Genomic DNA, 17,240 nt, shown 5'->3' with positions numbered 1-17,240 from the left:
CCGCGCTTCACACGGATGCCACCTTCGACGATCGCTGCAGCATGCCCGCTACCTCAGCTCGGTTCCGATTTCCCCATTCGCATAGCGGAACCAGCGCCTCAACGAGCGTTTCCCCCAACGGCGTCAGCGCGTAATCGACCACCGGAGGCACCTGGTGGTGATCGTGGCGTACCAGAACGGTCATTGCGACCAACTCCCGTAATTGCTGGATCAGCACTTTTTCGCTGATGCCTCCGACCCGCCTTCTGATCTCGGAAAATCGAGTAGGGCCATCCTGGAGATGGTAAAGGATCAAAGGCTTCCACTTGCCGCCGATAACCGCCAGCGAAACGTCAAGGCCACATTGGGTGCTCGGTCCGTCCATTAACAACCTCGCGCTTACCTTTTGGTATGTTCTACCCATCGAGCAAGTGGGTGTCTACATGTCTTCCGTCGCCCGCCGCCAGAGGTCGGGATAGCCGGAAACATTACGAGGAGCTGTCAATGAGAGACGATATCCAAATGATCAAAGAGCTATACGCTGCAGCAGAGGGAGACGGACTGGATGTCGGCAAGTTCGTCTCCTTCTTCTCCGGGGATGCCTATGTGCGGGATATCCCGACCAACATGGAGTTCCGCGGCAAGGATATCGCCATGGTCGCCGGCGGCATGGCTCAGGCCTTTCCAGATATTCACCGAGAGCTCTTCAACATCTACGCGATGGAAAATGTGATCGTGGTCGAGCTCGCCATTCGCGGCACGCATAGTGGAGCATTGGTGACACCAGATGGCCCGATCGCTCCCACCGGGAGGACCATCGATGTTCCTTGCTGCGATGTCTTTCACCTGCGGGATGGAAAGGTCGTCTCCTTTCATTGCTACAACGCAGCCTCCATCCTGCAGCGCCAGTTGGGTCTTGCGGGTAGCGACACGGCAGCTTGATAGGCGGAGAGACTGATTTGTTGACACTCCCTGCCGATTCAATTTCTTCGGCAAGGCCAGTCCCGGGGCGCCGCGTTTCTCAAGTCATGAACTCTTGACGATTGTCTCGCGCCTGTATCTGCGATGCGAAAGACAAATTGACGGGCCTGCCGCCCCATATCTGAAGCGCCTTTGGGTGCCGGAACGAGCCGGAAAGCGCGCTTTCCCAACGAGTCAACTAGAACTGCTTCGCCTTCTTGATGCAATTCGGGAATCAGCTAGCGCTCAGATCATAGTGGCCACGCATTTGCCATCCGGGAGCCTGTTCCTGGTGCCCGATTGCTGAAGCCTACCCGCGCAGGCCTTGCGCGGGTCAGGGACTCAATATCCTGACTCCGCGGACGCACGTTGATAGAAGCGTCGGATCGACAGGTGGGACGACCGGATGTCGAGGTTGATCGCGTGGCGTGCTGCCGCTCGGTCCCGCTGGGAAATCGCCTCGATAGCGTTGCTGTGGATTTGAACGCCGTTATTGAAGATCCGATAGAAGAGCCCCTCATCCTTGCGCGCAGACGCTACGATCGGGCCGGTGCGAAGCCAGAGGGTTGAGATGATGTCGAGCAGTTGCGGATAGCCGCCGGCACGATAGAGCTCGAAATGGAACGCCTGGTTGCCAGCGAGTGCAGCGTCGAAGTCGCGGACCTCAAGGGCCTCCTGGATGCTGTCGTTATGGCGCCTCAGCGCATCGGTCAAAGCCGGGTTCTTCGGCGCGCTTGCCGCCCGCTCGGCCGCATAACCTTCCAGCTGCATGCGCACGCGAATGTAGTTCTCGTGATCGGAGGCAAGATAAGGCGCAACCCGAAGCGTCCGCGGCCCGGATTGCTCGATGGCCCGTTCCGCAATCAGCCGTGCCACCGCCTCACGCACCGGCATTGGGCTTGTTCCGAATACTTCCGCGAGGGCGCGAATGGAAACCTGCTCGCCTGGAAGAAATTCTCCCTTGAGCAGACCAAGTCGAAGGCTCTGGTAGACCCGATCCTGCACTGTCGACACATCGACCGGCACCAGCGTTCGCTGGCTTCTTATTGTCGGATCGAAAGTGTTCACGTCCTCTGGCCTCGCTAGGTCGTTGAATCAGTGTTGGGGTGCTCGGACGCCCGCGCGACCTCCAAGCCATCAGTCGTTCTACGTTCAATCGGCGGAGTTCACAACAAAAAGCAATATTGCCGCGGCTGTGAGATGTGTGATCACATATCTCAAGGCTTTACACATCGGGACGTGTGTGATTACATGCCTGCAGTGCCTCAGGAGGACCCTTGGCGATCGACGCTGAACGGTGCGGCACACGGACAGACATTCGGGAGGAGAAGAATATGAGAAGTCTCGTCATGAGCGCGATTTCGGCTGCAGCCGCATTCAGCGCTACTGCACTTCACGCCGAGCCATTGAAGATTGGCATTGTCGAGAGCCTTTCTGGCGCCCAGACGTCGACGGGTCGCCTTTACGCCAATGCCGTCAAATATGGTGTCGATCGCATCAACGATACGGGCGGTTTCAACGGCGAGCCCGTCACCGTCACGGAATACGACAACGCCGGCGGTTCGCCCGAAGCGGCCGACAAATTTCGCCAGGCCGTAGCGGACGGCGTCGACATCATCTTCCAAGGCGCTTCCTCGGCCATTGCCGGTCAGCTCACCGAGGACGTGCGCAAGCACAACATCCGCAATCCCGGCAAGGAAGTGATCTTCATCAACCTGGGCGGCGAGGCCATGGAACTGACGGGCAACAAGTGCCAGTTCTACCACTTCCGCTACACCACGACCGCTCCGATGCGGGTGAGCGCGCTTGTCAGCGCGATGAAGGAGTCGGGGGACCTCGGCGACAAGGTTTATTCGATCAACCAGAATTATTCCTGGGGCCAGGACATGCAGGCAGCCGTCGAGGCAGCGGCAGCAGAGGGCGGCTACACGGTGGTCGACGAGGTTCTCCACGACGTCAACAAGATCCAGGACTTCGCGCCCTTCGTCGCGCGGATCAGGTCTGCGGCTCCGGACACCGTCTTCACTGGGAATTGGTCAAACGACCTCCTGCTGCTGATGAAGGCGGCAGGCGATGCGGGGCTCGATGTCACATTCGCCACGGCTTTCCTCGATCAACCCGGCAATATCGCCAACGCCGGCAAGACGGCGATCGGCCACTATATCGCCAACAACTATGACAACGCCGCGACGGACGGTAAATTCGCCGAAAGCTACAAGGCGGCGACGGGCCATTATCCGATCTTCGTTGAAGGCCACACCGCCTTCGCGCTTGGTGCCCTGCAACAGGCGCTGGGGACCGTCGATTTCGGCGGCGGCGACATTGATGCGACGAAGATCGCGCTGGCGCTGGAAAACACCACCTACGAGAGCCCGATCGGCCCGATCTCGGTCCGCAAGGACGATCACCAGACGATCCGCCCCGTAGTTGTCTCCAGGGTCGTGGAAAATCCCAAGTATCCTGCCGATGGCACGAACATGGGCTTCGAAACGGTGAAGGTCATTGCCGGCGACAAGGCAATCAACTCGGTGCAGGACAGCTGCAAGATGGAACGCCCGGCCGAATAGGCCCCCGTCATCGAACGCTGGTCCGTACCAGACACGGACCAGCATCCTGACCGTCAGCTCCCGGAACACTCATGGAATTCGCGATCATCTCCACGTTGAACGGCGTGACCTATGGACTGTTGTTGTTCATGGTTTCCGCCGGTCTGACGCTCATCTTCGGCATGATGGGCGTGCTAAACTTTGCCCATGCGTCGTTCTACATGCTGGGCGCTTATGTCGCCTATGCGGTGTCCTCCGTCTTCGGCTTCTGGGCCGCCATCATCGTCGCGCCGATCTTCGTTGGCGTGACGGGCATGGCGGTTGAACGTTTTCTCTTGCCGCGCGTGCATGCCCATGGCCACGCGCATGAACTCTTGCTGACCTTCGGCCTGGCACTGATCATCGAGGAGCTCATCAAGCTCTGCTTCGGCGACTTCCCCGTGAACTACCAGATGCCCGCCGAAATGCGCTTTTCAGCCTTCCAGATATTCGGCGCAGACTATCCCTTCTACCGGCTCTTCATCGGCGGCGTGGCGATCGTGATGTTCACGGCGCTCTGGTTGCTTCTGACCCGCACCCGTACGGGGATCATCGTGCGGGCGGCGGAGCGGCTTCCGGCCATGGCCGAGGCACTAGGGCACAACATCCCGATGGTCTTCATGTTCGTGTTCGCGACGGGTGCCGCACTGGCCGGGCTTGCCGGAGCGGTGGCCGGAGCCTTCTACCCGACCAATCCCAACATGGGGCTGGAGCTCGGCGTTATTGTCTTCGTCGTCGTGGTCGTCGGCGGCCTCGGGTCACTGAAGGGATCGCTCGTTGCGTCACTTCTGATCGGGCTTTTCTCCTCGTTTGCCGTCGGCCTCGACTGGTCGCTGGCGACCCTCTTCTCGCTGGTAGGCCTGGGCGAGTGGGCGCGCTCCTTTGGTGGACTGATGACACTGGAGCTCTCCTCGGTCAGTGCGACGATCCCGTTTGCTCTGATGCTGATCGTCCTGTTGGTCCGCCCGGCAGGTCTCATGGGCGAGCGCAACTAGAGAGGATGCCGATGCGTAAACTTTTTCTTCCCATCGTCCTGCTGGTCCTGCTGATCGTCATCCCTCCGTTCATGGGGATCGCCTGGCAGAACGCGCTGGTCAACGTGCTGATCGCAAGCCTCTTTGCCTTGGCGTTCAATCTGCTTATCGGCCAGGCGGGGCTGCTTTCCTTCGGCCATGCCGCCTATTTCGGACTGGGCGCCTTCGCAGCACTTCATCTGATGATTGCGATCGATGACGGCTTTCCCTTCCCGACGCCGCTCGTTCCGCTTGCGGGCGCTGCGATCGGCCTCATTATCGGGCTCATCGCCGGCTACTTCGCCACAATGCGTTCGGGCGTCTACTTCGCCCTGGTCACGCTCGCGATCGCCGAGCTCTTCCATTCGCTGGCGCCGCGGCTGGAGGACCTTTTCGGCGGCGAAGCGGGTGTGTCCTCTATGCGGATGCCCTGGAGCGGGATCATTTTCGGCTCCACGCTGGAAGTCTATTACCTGACCTTGGCGTGGGTGGTGCTTTGCGGTCTCGCTCTCTGGTCCTACACCCACACCCCCTTCGGGCGTCTGACGCTTGCCCTGCGTGACAACGAACAGCGTGTAAGGTTCCTCGGTTACAACGCCCATTCATCAAAGGTGATCATATTCGCGATCTCGGCGATGTTCACGGGTGTGGCGGGCGCGCTCTTGGCAATCTCAAACGAGACGGCGAACTATTCCCTGTTTGCGAGCGATGTTTCGGCGCAGGTCGTCCTGCAGACCTTCGTCGGCGGGTCGACAATATTCTTCGGCCCCGTCATCGGCGCTGCAGCCTTCACCCTGTTCTCGTTTCTGCTTTCGGACGTCACGCGATCCTGGGTCTTTTACCAGGGGCTGATCTTCGTGCTGGTGATGCTCTATGCACCTGCGGGAATTGGCGGCGTCTTGCAACACCACATTCGCCATCGTCGCCAGCTGGACTGGTCGCGGCTCGCAGGTCCCTATCTCGTCGCGATCCTTGGTGGCGTGCTGGTGGCCGCCGGCGTGGTCTTCATGACCGAAACCGTCTCAATTCTCTTCGGCGAGGAATATGCAATGGCGAGGCAGGCTACAGCCGGCGGCTTGCCGTCCTATCCGCTCTTCGGCATCGAATGGCGGCCGGTGAGCCCTCTCACCTGGCTCCTCCCGCTGATCCTCCTGGTCTGCGGTGTCGCCGTGATGGTTCGTGCCAGACGGCGTATCGATGCGCTCTGGGGAAGGATGGACGAAAGTAGGCAAGCCACGGCAGACGTCGCTGTACTGGGAGGTGCAACATGATCGCCCCGATCAACGACCAGCCGGCACTAAGGCTGTCGCGCGTTACCAAGTCGTTCGGCCCGATCGAGGTCATCAAGGGGCTGGAACTCGACGTCAGACGGGGCGAACGGCATGCGGTGATCGGACCCAATGGTGCCGGCAAATCCACACTCTTCAACCTGATTTCGGGCATGTTCGCGCCGTCGTCCGGCGAAATCATGCTCAACGGCCAAAGCATCGGCGGTCTGGCGCCGCATCGCATCAACAGGGGAGGGCTGGCACGCTCGTTCCAGATCACCAACATCTTCCATCGTCTGAGCGTGTTCGAGAACCTGCGCATCGGCGTCCTTGCCCGCCATGGCGTACGGTACGGCTTATTTCGCCGGATTGCGCGGATGCAGCAGGTGAACGAGGAAGCGGCTGAGGCGCTGGCCCGGGTGGGGCTTGAGGCTCGCGCCCACGACCTTGCAGGCGATCTGACCTATTCGGAGCAGCGGGCGCTCGAGATCGGCATGACGCTGACCACCGGCGCGGATGTCATCCTTTTGGACGAACCGACCGCCGGCATGTCGCGCGAGGAGACAGCTCAGGCGGTGGAACTGATCCGCTCCGTCACAGAAGGCAAGACCCTGCTGATGGTCGAGCACGACATGAGCGTAGTTTTCAGCCTTTGCGATCGGGTTTCGGTACTCGTCTACGGCAACATCCTTGCAACCGATACGCCGGCGCGCATCAGCGCCAACCGAGAGGTGCAGGAAGCCTATCTGGGTCAGGAGGCGTCATGAGTTTACTCCAGGTAAAGGGACTGCACGCCCATTACGGCAAAAGCCACATCCTGCACGGCATCGATCTGGAGGTGCCGGAATCGTCAGTCGTATCCCTATTGGGTCGAAACGGTTCCGGCCGCTCGACCCTGTTGAAGGCGATGATGGGTCTGGTGCCGCCGAGCGGCGGGACGGTAACGCTGGATGGGGTTCAACTGGCCGGGCAGCGACCCTTCGACATCTGCCGCCAGGGGATCGGCTACGTGCCCGAGGAGCGACTGGTTTTTCCCAACCTCACGGTCGAGGAAAACCTCACCATGGGTGTGCAAAAAGGAGCGCCCGGCGCACATCGTTGGTCGGTCGATGAAATGTACGACTATTTCCCGCGCCTGAAGGAACGGCGCGCGATCCGGGCCGGCTATCTGTCGGGCGGTGAACAGCAGATGCTGACGATTTGCCGCTCCCTGCTGGGCAACCCCCGCGTACTGCTGATCGATGAGCCGACCGAAGGTCTGGCACCCAAGATCGTTGAGGTAGTGATGGAGGTGATCCTCGATATCGGACGCCGCGGCGTGGCGGTGGTGCTGGTCGAGCAAAAACTGACAATCGCTCTCAAGGTCGCACGGCAGGTGATGGTCATGGACCACGGCGAGCTCGTCTTCAAGGGCACGCCCGAAGAGCTGGACGCTCATCCTGACGTAAGGCGCAACTGGCTCGAAGTGGCCTGAGGCAGCATCGCCCGCATGCAAGTAAGTGGACAGCAAATGAACATGATCAAGCGGATGAGCCCGCGCCCCGGTCTTCGGGTTCTGGTGACTGCCGGTGCTTCCGGCATCGGCGCCGCGATCGCCCGCGGCTTCCTGGAAGCCGAGGCGAAGGTGCTGATTTGTGACGTCGACGAAGAGGCTCTTCGATGTTTTGCGCAAGATCATCCGGAGGTCGCCGTCCTAAAAGCCGACATCTCTGACGAGGCCCAGGTCGACGCGCTTCTGGTCGCGACCGCGGCGAAGCTCGGCGATTTGGATGTGCTGATCAACAACGCCGGCATTGCTGGACCGACCGGCGCGATCGACGAGCTATCCGTCAACGACATCCGCCGCACCCTCGATATCGACCTGATGGGCCAGTTCCTGGTGGTGCGGCGGGCTGCACCGCTGCTGCGCGCCAGCGACGCCGGGTCGATCATCAACATTTCATCCGTAGCGGGGCGGTTGGGTTATGCACTTCGTACCCCCTATTCGGCTGCGAAATGGGGCATTGTCGGGCTGACCCAGAGCCTGGCGAAGGAGATGGGTCCGGACGGCATCCGGGTGAACGCCATTTTGCCGGGCATCGTGCGGGGTGCTCGCATCGAAAACGTCATTCGCGAGCGCGCCGCAGCCTCCGGTCTCAGCTACGAGGAGATGGAGGCGCAGTATCTCTCCAACATCTCGCTGCGCCGCATGGTCGAGCCGGAGGATGTCGCCGCCATGGCGCTCTTTCTAGCCTCGCCCGGTGGCGCCAATATTTCCGGACAAGCCATCAGCGTCTGCGGCAACGTCGAGAACATCTGAGATCAAGGAAGGAAAAGACTATGGCTCGATCATCCCGCAAGGTCATCATCACCTGTGCCATCACAGGCGGTATCCACACGCCGAGCATGTCTGCGCACTTGCCTGTCACCCCGGACCAGATCGCCGCAAATGCCATAGAAGCGGCCGAGGCGGGTGCGGCGATCCTGCACTTGCATGCCCGTAACCCGGAAGATGGCCGGCCGACCCAAGATCCTCAAGCCTTCGCGCGCTTCCTGCCACGGATCAAGCAGGCGACAGACGCGGTGTTGAATCTGACCACCGGCGGAAGCCCCACCATGACCGTGGAAGAGCGCCTGCAGCCGGCACTGAGGTTTGCTCCCGAAGTCGCGTCTCTCAACATGGGATCGATGAACTTCGGTCTCTACCCCATGCTCGGCCGCTACGAAAACTTCCAGCACGACTGGGAGCCGGCATATCTGGAGAAGACCCGCGACACCGTGTTCAGGAACACGTTCAAGGATATCGAGCACATACTGGAGAATTGCGGCGGTAACGGCACGCGCTTCGAGTTCGAATGCTATGACACCAGCCACCTCTACAATCTAGCGCATTTCCGCGACCGGGGGCTGGTCAGGGGTCCGCTGTTCATCCAGACGGTGTTCGGCATCCTTGGGGGCATCGGCACCCATCCGGATGATGTTTCGCACATGAAGCGCACGGCCGACCGGCTGTTTGGAGATGACTATGTCTGGTCCGTGCTGGGGGCCGGGCGCCATCAGCTTCCCGTCACGACGATGGCGGCTGCCATGGGCGGCAATGTTCGCGTCGGGCTGGAGGATTCCCTTTGGGACGGTCCGGGGAAACTCGCAACCTCCAATGCTGTCCAGGTGCGCCGCATCCGGCAGGTCCTCGAGGGACTGGGGCTGGAGATCGCCACTCCGGCTGATGCCCGCGAGATGCTCGCCTTGAAGGGGGGCGACAGTGTGCAGTTCTAGCCGCAGCAGAAGGGAGACGACCTATGTGGAATGACTTGGACGGTCGCGCGGCGACAAGCGGTGATATCTCGGTCGCTCGGCATTCGAAGGGTTTTCGACAAGGCGGCTGGCTTCATCTGCACGGTCGATTTTGCCCGTCGCTGCAACGGAGAGAGCAGCGAGATTTCCTTCTGTCTTGGGGAAATCGGCCTGACCGAACGACCGGCTTGAATTGACGGCCAGAGCAGGAGCATTGCCTTGAACACCGAAGACATCACAACGGTGACCGTGGTGGGGACTGGACTCATCGGCGCCAGCTGGACGTGCCTTTTTTTGGCTCACGGGCTGGATGTCGTCGCGACCGACATTCGCGAAGGAGCTCAAAACGAGCTGGAGCTCGCAATAGAGCGATGCTGGTCTTCTCTTCCCGACACCTTGCTTGAAAAGAAGATGCGTGGCTCCCTGACGTTTGCCGCAGATCTCTCCGAGGCATGCCGAGGAACAGACTTTGTGCAGGAAAGCGCGATCGAAGGAGTGGAAGAGAAGATCGAGCTGATGAGCCGGATCGATGCTGCAACCTCTCCGGGGGTGGTAATCGCGTCCAGTTCATCCGCAATTTCTGTCAGCGACATGCAGAGTGCCTGCGCCCATCCAGAACGGGTGGTGCTTGGTCACCCCTTCAACCCGCCGCATCTGGTTCCGCTGGTCGAAGTCGTCGGCGGGGCAATGACGGAGGAAACTGCACTCGAGAAGGCCGAGCGATTTTACAAACGCCTGGGCAAGACGACGATTCGGCTGAAGAAGGAAATCTACGGGCACGTCGCTAACCGGCTGCAGGCAGCCATCTTCCGCGAGGCAATCCACCTGCTCGACAGTGGGGTCGCCTCGGCCGAGGACATCGACCGGGCCGTCATCGAGGGACCCGGTCTGCGGTGGGCCTTGATGGGGCCGTTGCTCACCTACCGTCTCGCGGGCGGCGACCGAGGTATGCAGGGGTTCTGGGACATGTTCACACCGATGCAGGACAAGCTCTGGCGCGAACTCGGGACGCCAATGCTAGATGAGGCTCTGCAAAAGCGAGTGACGACGGCCGTGGAACTTGGATACGAGAACGTCCCGGTGGAGGCCTCGGTTCGGGAACGTGACGCAAGGCTGCGCCGGATACTGGCGATGCGGCAACAGAAAGGTCATCTGCGTTGATTGGCCCTCAGCCGGCGTTCGTTGGTGCCAGCTTAGCACCGACCGATCCGGTTCTTGCCGCCGACGTTCAGGTCGGGCCCCCCAAGAGCGGGCAGGAAGATGAGGTTCGATTTGGCCTTACATCTGAGGCGGGATTGAACGATGGGTTAGCTTTTCCCTTCGTGAATCTCGCCATTGCAATCAGCCTCTCAGCTGCCGATGGCGAGCCTTGGTTGGGAACCTGGATCGCACATAATGTTTTGTGGGAAGTCGGTGCCGGCGTGTTGGGCGGCTGGCTGATCGGCTGCATCTTCGGCTGGCTCACCTTTCTGATTCCGGCTGATACGAAGCTAGCTCAGACGGGCGACGGCTTAATTGCCATCGCTGCCACATTCGTGTCCTACGGCCTCACAGAAATGATTGAGTGTTACGGCTTCTTGGCAGTCTTCATCACCGCGCTTACGATCCGTCATTCTCATAGGGAGCACGATTTTCATCGTGAGATGCACGACGTAACCGAGCAGATCGAGCGCCTCGCGATGATGATTTTGCTCGTGCTCTTTGGTGGAGCACTGGTCAATGGCTTGCTTGCGCCACTTCGGTTCATGGATGTTATGGTCTCAGTCATCGTCCTTCTAGTTATTCGGCCGGTAGCGGGATGGATCGGCTTACTTGGGTTGGAGACGGCATGGAGAGAGAAGCTGACGCTCTCCTTCTTCGGCATTCGCGGCGTTGGCTCGTTCTGCTACCTCGCCTATGGCCTTAACAATATGCCCATCGAAGGCGGGGAGCGCCTTTGGGCCATCGTTGGCTTGGTGGTGCTCCTATCAGTCCTCTTCCACGGACTGACCGTAACCCCGACCATGCGGCAGCTCGACCGCAGCCAAGGCCGAGACCCCGATGCCGAGGGCATACCTCCGTCAGGACTGCAGCGGCCCGGCTAATCAGAGACGACTTCAGAGACATAAGTCGACAATGCTTCGCAGATCCCAAGAGGCTCTTCTTGCAACCAAGGGGTTGACGAGGATTGCGCTGCAGCCGCCAATGTGCGCGCGGAAAACCACTGCCCTCAGGTGCCATGGCATCAACCGAGGCATCTGGTTTTCCCGATAGGGGTGCGAATGCCCCTTCTATTCGACGCTTGGCACCGATTAACGCTCGTATGTCGGTCGCCAGCCACGGGTAAACCCCGCGCTGCTCGATGCTTCCGTCAAAGCCAGTTGCTGGCGCAGGTGCCGGCAGTCCTCAAGCAAGGTCTCGATCGCAGCCCTTGCGTCACCGTCGTGCCAAGCCAGTACCACCTCGACGTCCGTTTCAGGTTGTTCGCTCAGTAGTTCAGCCGGACTGGATTGCATGACGCGAAATCCTCCTCCTTTCCGACACCTACGATTTTCATGACAAACTGGTACTTTCGCCGAGGCTTCCAGCTCGCCGGCACCGCGGCGGTCATTCCTCCCAGCGCCATCTGCTGCATGTGGACGTCCATGTGTTCCGCATACCAAGCCTCGCAGTCCTCCGAGACTTCGGCATAGGTCGCGCTTCTCCCACATTTCGGGTTGTCGCAAGTCACGATGTCTTCCCGTGACGGATTTCCGCCGTCGTACTTCAATCCACCGCCACAGGCAGCGCAGATCGGTGCGCCGAGGTGCCGGGTTCCATCATCGATTTCCATGGGCATGATTGCTCCTCTCGTCTTCGACCGGCTAAGGATCCAGAGCCAATTGCGGCGCGCCTTCAGCGGGCGGCGCCGGCTTTTTCTTGCTCGCGCGCGGTTTCGCAACTTGCCGCCGAGGCGCAGCGACCGGTTCGCTTAGCTCCAGTACGGGAGGCCTCTCGACCGGTTTGATCGCCGCGAGCGGAGCACTGACCGGTTCTGCTTCCACAGGCTCAGAGGCGGGTGCAAACCGGATCATTTTAGAGCCCTATCAAGTTTGGACATGATTTCTCCATCGCCCCGAAGCGCGTTATATATCTGTTGACAATCTATGGATGACCGCCTTCATCGCGGCCCATATGTTCTCATTATGTTCTTGTTGGCCAAGGAGTCAATGAGGATTCTCCTTCAGCCTTGTTGAGGCCGTCCAAGCGCGCGCATCGCGGTTAAGTCTGGTAGCAACCACTAACGTGGATGTGCAATCCGATTAGTTGCAAATCACCGTTGATTCCAGAAGCACATGCGCCTCTTCCTTTTGCCACTATTCGCGATCTTGCTACAACCCGGGCTTTGCTTTCGAGGATCCGAGGCTGTCTTGCGCCCGCATGTCGGCCGTTGACCGGTTGCGCGTTTTCCTCTGAACTGCATTTCTGCTTACCGGACCTGTCTGTACAGCGCGGGCGAAAAGACCTAATCTTTCTTTAAGCAGCAAAGCTCGGAATCAGCAGGCAATGCGTGTTGCCTCGCGTCAGTTGATGATCCCGCCCCGTTGGTCCGGGCGCAGCGAGGTTAGTCGCTCTCTCCACATTTGTAGTGCCTCAGGCGTCAATCGCGTCCACTGGGTGATTTCGCCGATAACCTTGAGTGGTGCGCTGCTACGATACGACCGCGTGGGGTTGCCGGGAAATTTCTTGTCAGTCACGTTCGGGTCGTCCTCGAATGTTCCAGCCGGCTCTACGATGTACACACGCGGGACTGCGCCGCCTCCGTTGAGTTCAGCCGCGATTTCAGCGGCGAGCCCGGCGCCGTCCACCATGGCAGTGAAGTAGATATGGTTCATCACCACTTCGGGACGATAGTTCGAGGGGTATCCCGCGGTGAGGAAGTCGCCCATGCTCAAATCCGCGATTGTGCATGAAAGAAGGGCCCGTCGTCCGGCGCTGTGGTCATCGTGACTGTCCTTATTTTGCGATCTGCTTGTAGTCAGTTCGCTAAGCGGCGCCACCATCCGCAATGTGGTTATAAAGCGCCGTGAAGAATTCCGCTTCTGTCGCTCAGCGCGCCCATATCTGTCGTAGGGCCTGCCGCGGCATTTTCCCGAAAACAGACGTCAATCAAGATAGGTTTCGACGGCATCCAGACGCCCGGAAGCAGACATGACGTCGACTCGGAAATCCTGATTGGGGCAGTCATAGAACCCTGAAGAACGTCGCCTTGCAATGCCGATTTTTTCGCATCGGCGTGTCGGATTCCGTCTCCGCCGAACGTCATCATCACGAGCGGCCAGAAAAAGGCTCGTCCGCCGATCGAGGAGAAACCAGATGGAGCATATGAATAATATAGATGGTGCCCAAAACCGCACGTCGGTCGAGCGTAGAGGAGACCGCGAACTCGTTGTGACACGGATAATCAATGCGCCGCCGAGCACGGTGTTCAGGGCGTGGAGCCAGCCCGTGCGCTTCCAACGCTGGTGGGTGCCCAAGTCGGCACCCGGTGTCTCGCTCGTGTCGTGCGACATGGACGTCCGTACCGGCGGCAAATATCGGCTGGAATTCGGGGCCGGCGGCTCGGGAACGATGGCCTTCTACGGCAGGTATCTCGAGGTCGTGACAAATGAGCGCATTGTCTGGACCAATGATGAAGGGGCTGAGGGCGCAGTCACGACCGTGACTTTCGAAGATCAGGGCGGGACGACGCTGCTGACCTTCCGTGAAATCTACCCGTCAACGGAAGCGCTCGAGGATGCACTGCAGGGCAGTGCGGCCGCATTGCCGGAACAATTGGACCAGCTTGAAAGATTGCTTTTCAGCTCTGAAAGGTAGCGCGGGTCGGGAAACCTGCCTCTATACACCGACCTCCCTCAGCGACCTCTTCTAACGACTGTTCCTGCCGGCGATGCCTGCTCAAGGTGGGCTTCATCACCCGCAGGGGCCTGAGGCCGTCTCCAAATCGCCTTAACTGCCATAGAGGCGATCTTGGCCGTCGCCCCGAAGCAGACATTTAGGCGACCACCCTAAAATTTGCAGTCGCGCCACAACCGGCCATTCCCGCCGATCTGTGTACTACGCTCGGCTCGCCTGAACGCTCAGCCACCAATCGTCCGGCCTTCCCATGCACCGCCGTATATCGCTGACGATCCAGCCGGCGTCCCTGATCGCGGATCGCAGGGAAGGCTCTCGCCAGTAGGTCTCGACATAGTGCCGCATCGCTGCATCGCGGCCGTGTGTGGATACATCCTCGCCGTCGCCCTCTCTCACCGATGCGTGCAGCCGGCCGCCGCTCCTGGTTGCCTCGGCAAGCCGTCCAAGCACCGTGCCGAAATCCTCGCGCGCGACGTGAATCAGGCAAGCGCAGGCCCAGATCCCGTCATACGGCGCGCCGGGACGCTGCGGGTCGGCCAGATCGTCGATCAGCGGGTCCAACAGATCGGCCTCGTAGCCGCTCGCGCGAAGCAATTCGACGAAACCCTTCGAAATGTCGGTGCGCCGGACGCTAATCCCCCGCTTCTCAAGCGCCAGTGCATCTCGCCCGCCCCCGCTTCCGATCTCCAGCACTCTTCCCGAGCCACCCAGCGCGGTCACGAACACATCAATCTCAGTCGCCACCCATTCGGGCATCGCCGCCGCCTCGGCAGCATACTCGGCTGCGACCGCATCATAGGACCGCACGGTATCCCTGTCTGTGCTCATCGTGGCCCTCCTCCTTCAAGACAACCGGCCCGATAGGCGAAAGGCCCATCAGTCGGTTGCGACTTCCGCACTTCGTCAGTTCATGCCATCGCGGGCGAATTGCTCCCGAGATTATCAGTAACGCGATCCAGAAGCACCACCGACCGAATTCCATGCTGCCGGGCGGCAATGCGCCCTCATCTCAATCATAAAAGTCGTCCCGGCGCGCACCTGAAAGCAGACATCGCTCGCTGCGACTTGGCATCCCCCGGTGCGCCAATTGCGGTCATGCCACCTTACTCTCCTCGTGGTGTTCCGGTTTCCATTTTTCAGCAAGCGTGTTTTCAGGCTACAGATGATTAGTGATAAACCGGGACCATACGCTTGAAACTTCTTTTGGTCGAAGACGACGCAGAGCTCGCGCAGTGGCTGATCAAGGCCCTGAAGCAACGATATGCCTACATGATCGAATGGGCTGATGACGGCGCACTGGCGGATCAACGATTACGGCAAGAGGAATTCGACGCGGTCATCCTGGACCTCGGGCTGCCGAAGATGGACGGACGCGCAGTCCTTTCGGCCATGCGCAGCCGCGGAGACACGACACCTGCACTCGTCCTGACTGCTCGCGACACTTTACCTGAAAGGATTGGGACGCTGCATGAAGGTGCGGACGACTTCCTGGCCAAGCCGTTCGCGATTGAGGAGTTGGAGGCAAGGCTAGTGGCGCTGGTGCGTCGGGTCCATGGGCGAAATGCAGGAACGTTCTCCTGTGGTGAGCTGACCTACTATTCCGCCGAGCAGCGCTTTACGTTGAACGGCGACCCGCTGGACCTTTCGCCTCGCGAGCACTCGCTCCTGCGCATCCTCCTACAGCACGCGGGAGAGCCGATGTCGAAGCAGAAGATCGTCGACAGGATGTTCTCCTACGACGCCGACATCCACCTCGAGGCAATCGAGGTCATCGCTCACCGTCTTAGGAAAAAGCTCTCTCACTCCGTCCAAATCAGGACGCTTCGTGGCCTTGGCTACGTGCTTGAAGCGGGCGCGACATGAGCGCCACGAGCACCTCTAACCCCGGACGTCCTCTAGCGGTCACCCTTGGGGTTTGGATTGTTCCGGCAATCGTCCTTGCGATGGCGTCGACGCTCTGGTTCAGCGCGACGACCGTCCAGGAGATGGCCGACAGCGCCTACGACCGGTCTCTCGCCGGAGCCGTTAGGGCGATCGACGCCAACATCTCCACGGAAAGCGGTGGGGTCGGGGTCGAGCTTCCCTATAACCTCTTCGAGTTCTTCCAGCTCACGGCACAGGGCAAGGTCTACTTCAACGTCTCCACGAGCGATGGGCTGGTGCAGATCGGGGACGTGCTTTTACCGGAGACGCCGAACCTTGAACCGGGTCAGCTCCGTTTCCATGACGGCGACTACTTTGGCGAAGTCATCCGGGTTGGAGCGCTCTCTCGTCCGCTCGATCCTGCTAGACCTGAGGGGACTCAGATCACGATCCAGGTCGCCGAAACGAAGCTGTCGCGCACCACCTTCCAGAACGAGTTGATGATGCGCGCCATCCTGCGCGACGTCCTCGTTGTTGCGGTCCTTGGTACGTTGATAGGCGTCGGCGTCTACATGGCGCTGAAGCCACTGAACAGGCTGCGGGAAGCCATCGACGCTCGGGAGCCTGACGAGTTGAAACCTCTCGAGGTCGCTGATCTGCCCAAGGAGGTTCGGCCGGCAGTCGAGGCGATGAACCGTTTGATGGCCAGAAACGTAGAGCAAGCCCAACAACAGCGGCGATTTCTTGATGACGCTTCACATCAACTCAGGACGCCGATGACGATCCTACGCACCCAGATCGACTACGCGCTGCACCAGTCGAACCCCGATGAGGTCCGTACTGCGCTGCAGTCGTCCAAACTCGTGCTGGATCGCTCAATCCGCACGACAAACCAGCTTCTTGCGCTTGCCAAGGCGCGGACGTCACAAGGCACGGAGACATACCCCCAAGCTTCTATCGACGTCGCCGAGTCGGTCGCAGAAGTCGTCCGCATGCTGTGGCCGCGTATACGTAGCCGCCAGATGGACTGCATCGTCGAGTCTTCCGGTCAGAGGCTGATCGTCCGCGCCAACGAGGGCTTCCTTCAGGAAGCGATGATGAACATCCTGGACAACTCGATCAAATACGCCCCTGAAACCAGCCTCGTGACGGTGACGCTTTGGCGAGAAGACGCCGCGGCTGTCGTCGAGGTAATGGACGAAGGTCCGGGAATGGAAGAGGAGGAACTCGCCTACGCCGGTATGCGCTTCCGCAGCGGTCAAAAGGCTACGAGCGGGAGCGGTCTCGGGCTGGCGATCGCGCTAACCGTCGCCCGCGCCAGCGGCGGGTCGATGCAGGTGAGGAACAGGTCGGACCGCAGAGGCCTTGTCGTCTCGCTCCGCCTGCCTTTGGCAACTGAAAGCCAGTTGAAAGCTTGAGGCGGA

The 17,240-nt window shown here is 60.1% G+C and carries 20 protein-coding genes; 14 read left to right on the top strand and 6 right to left on the bottom strand.

The features are described from left to right. Positions 1-7 precede the first annotated feature (7 nt). Positions 8-364 (bottom strand): helix-turn-helix domain-containing protein, encoded by a 357-nt coding sequence (locus EDE09_RS15775; RefSeq protein ID WP_132411572.1) that lies wholly within the window; start codon positions 362-364, stop codon positions 8-10. 119 nt (positions 365-483) lie between these two features. Between EDE09_RS15775 and EDE09_RS15770 the strand changes: the two genes are divergently transcribed. Then, positions 484-921, top strand: coding sequence for a nuclear transport factor 2 family protein (locus EDE09_RS15770; RefSeq protein WP_105370839.1), 438 nt, complete (start codon positions 484-486; stop codon positions 919-921). A gap of 360 nt (positions 922-1,281) precedes the next feature. On the opposite strand, the gene EDE09_RS15760 is transcribed toward EDE09_RS15770, so the two are convergent. Beyond that, positions 1,282-2,007 carry a GntR family transcriptional regulator gene (locus EDE09_RS15760; RefSeq protein WP_132411570.1) on the bottom strand — a complete coding sequence of 242 codons (726 nt, stop codon included), beginning with the start codon at positions 2,005-2,007 and terminating at the stop codon, positions 1,282-1,284. Positions 2,008-2,273: 266 nt separating this feature from the next. On the opposite strand from EDE09_RS15760, the gene EDE09_RS15755 reads away from it, so the two are divergent. From EDE09_RS15755 to EDE09_RS15710, 10 genes are all read left to right on the top strand, one after another. Beyond that, complete coding sequence (locus EDE09_RS15755; protein ID WP_132411568.1) at positions 2,274-3,506, top strand: branched-chain amino acid ABC transporter substrate-binding protein; 1,233 nt, start codon at positions 2,274-2,276, stop codon at positions 3,504-3,506. 71 nt (positions 3,507-3,577) lie between these two features. Next, positions 3,578-4,519, top strand: coding sequence for a branched-chain amino acid ABC transporter permease (locus EDE09_RS15750; protein WP_105370836.1), 942 nt, complete (start codon positions 3,578-3,580; stop codon positions 4,517-4,519). A gap of 5 nt (positions 4,520-4,524) precedes the next feature. Further along, positions 4,525-5,808 carry a branched-chain amino acid ABC transporter permease gene (locus EDE09_RS15745; RefSeq protein ID WP_132411566.1) on the top strand — a complete coding sequence of 428 codons (1,284 nt, stop codon included), beginning with the start codon at positions 4,525-4,527 and terminating at the stop codon, positions 5,806-5,808. Further along, positions 5,805-6,572 carry an ABC transporter ATP-binding protein gene (locus EDE09_RS15740; protein WP_132411564.1) on the top strand — a complete coding sequence of 256 codons (768 nt, stop codon included), beginning with the start codon at positions 5,805-5,807 and terminating at the stop codon, positions 6,570-6,572. Before EDE09_RS15745 ends, EDE09_RS15740 begins: the two co-directional genes overlap by 4 nt. Then, on the top strand, positions 6,569-7,279 hold the full coding sequence (locus EDE09_RS15735) for an ABC transporter ATP-binding protein (protein ID WP_132411562.1): 711 nt from the start codon (positions 6,569-6,571) through the stop codon (positions 7,277-7,279). Before EDE09_RS15740 ends, EDE09_RS15735 begins: the two co-directional genes overlap by 4 nt. 36 nt (positions 7,280-7,315) lie before the next feature. After that, positions 7,316-8,104 carry an SDR family oxidoreductase gene (locus EDE09_RS15730; protein ID WP_105370832.1) on the top strand — a complete coding sequence of 263 codons (789 nt, stop codon included), beginning with the start codon at positions 7,316-7,318 and terminating at the stop codon, positions 8,102-8,104. 20 nt (positions 8,105-8,124) lie between these two features. After that, the gene (locus EDE09_RS15725) at positions 8,125-9,060 is read left to right on the top strand and encodes a 3-keto-5-aminohexanoate cleavage protein (protein WP_105370831.1); all 936 of its coding nucleotides are present in this window, start codon (positions 8,125-8,127) and stop codon (positions 9,058-9,060) included. Positions 9,061-9,090: 30 nt separating this feature from the next. After that, positions 9,091-9,270, top strand: coding sequence for a hypothetical protein (locus EDE09_RS15720; protein ID WP_132411560.1), 180 nt, complete (start codon positions 9,091-9,093; stop codon positions 9,268-9,270). Between the two features lie 27 nt (positions 9,271-9,297). Continuing rightward, positions 9,298-10,239, top strand: coding sequence for a 3-hydroxyacyl-CoA dehydrogenase NAD-binding domain-containing protein (locus tag EDE09_RS15715; RefSeq protein ID WP_207914856.1), 942 nt, complete (start codon positions 9,298-9,300; stop codon positions 10,237-10,239). Further along, positions 10,236-11,162 (top strand): cation:proton antiporter, encoded by a 927-nt coding sequence (locus EDE09_RS15710; protein ID WP_132411556.1) that lies wholly within the window; start codon positions 10,236-10,238, stop codon positions 11,160-11,162. Before EDE09_RS15715 ends, EDE09_RS15710 begins: the two co-directional genes overlap by 4 nt. A gap of 207 nt (positions 11,163-11,369) precedes the next feature. Here the strand turns inward: EDE09_RS15710 and EDE09_RS15705 are convergent, their stop codons facing one another. The 3 genes from EDE09_RS15705 to arr form a co-directional block, all read right to left on the bottom strand. Beyond that, entirely contained in the window at positions 11,370-11,573 is a 204-nt protein-coding gene (locus EDE09_RS15705; protein ID WP_105370829.1) for a dehydrogenase, read from the bottom strand. After that, the gene (locus EDE09_RS15700) at positions 11,546-11,896 is read right to left on the bottom strand and encodes a hypothetical protein (protein WP_132411554.1); all 351 of its coding nucleotides are present in this window, start codon (positions 11,894-11,896) and stop codon (positions 11,546-11,548) included. Before EDE09_RS15700 ends, EDE09_RS15705 begins: the two co-directional genes overlap by 28 nt. A gap of 724 nt (positions 11,897-12,620) precedes the next feature. Further along, positions 12,621-13,001, bottom strand: coding sequence for an NAD(+)--rifampin ADP-ribosyltransferase (gene arr, locus EDE09_RS15695; protein ID WP_281033658.1), 381 nt, complete (start codon positions 12,999-13,001; stop codon positions 12,621-12,623). A 412-nt stretch (positions 13,002-13,413) separates the two neighbouring features. Here arr and EDE09_RS15690 point away from each other — a divergent pair, with 412 nt between their 5' ends. Further along, the gene (locus EDE09_RS15690; RefSeq protein WP_132411552.1) at positions 13,414-13,914 is read left to right on the top strand and encodes an SRPBCC domain-containing protein; all 501 of its coding nucleotides are present in this window, start codon (positions 13,414-13,416) and stop codon (positions 13,912-13,914) included. 240 nt (positions 13,915-14,154) lie between these two features. Here the strand turns inward: EDE09_RS15690 and EDE09_RS15685 are convergent, their stop codons facing one another. Further along, on the bottom strand, positions 14,155-14,781 hold the full coding sequence (locus EDE09_RS15685) for a class I SAM-dependent methyltransferase (RefSeq protein ID WP_105370823.1): 627 nt from the start codon (positions 14,779-14,781) through the stop codon (positions 14,155-14,157). 363 nt (positions 14,782-15,144) lie between these two features. Between EDE09_RS15685 and EDE09_RS15680 the strand changes: the two genes are divergently transcribed. Both EDE09_RS15680 and EDE09_RS15675 read left to right on the top strand, forming a co-directional pair. After that, positions 15,145-15,816 (top strand): response regulator, encoded by a 672-nt coding sequence (locus tag EDE09_RS15680; RefSeq protein ID WP_132411550.1) that lies wholly within the window; start codon positions 15,145-15,147, stop codon positions 15,814-15,816. Continuing rightward, entirely contained in the window at positions 15,813-17,234 is a 1,422-nt protein-coding gene (locus tag EDE09_RS15675) for a sensor histidine kinase (protein ID WP_132411548.1), read from the top strand. The genes EDE09_RS15680 and EDE09_RS15675 overlap by 4 nt, the downstream gene beginning before the upstream one ends. Positions 17,235-17,240 lie beyond the last annotated feature (6 nt).

It is taken from the genome of Neorhizobium sp. S3-V5DH, assembly GCF_004343065.1.
Lineage (GTDB): Bacteria > Pseudomonadota > Alphaproteobacteria > Rhizobiales > Rhizobiaceae > Neorhizobium > Neorhizobium huautlense.
The sequence above is the reverse complement of the archived record's forward strand: the minus strand, read 5'-3'. Positions and strand labels throughout refer to the sequence as shown.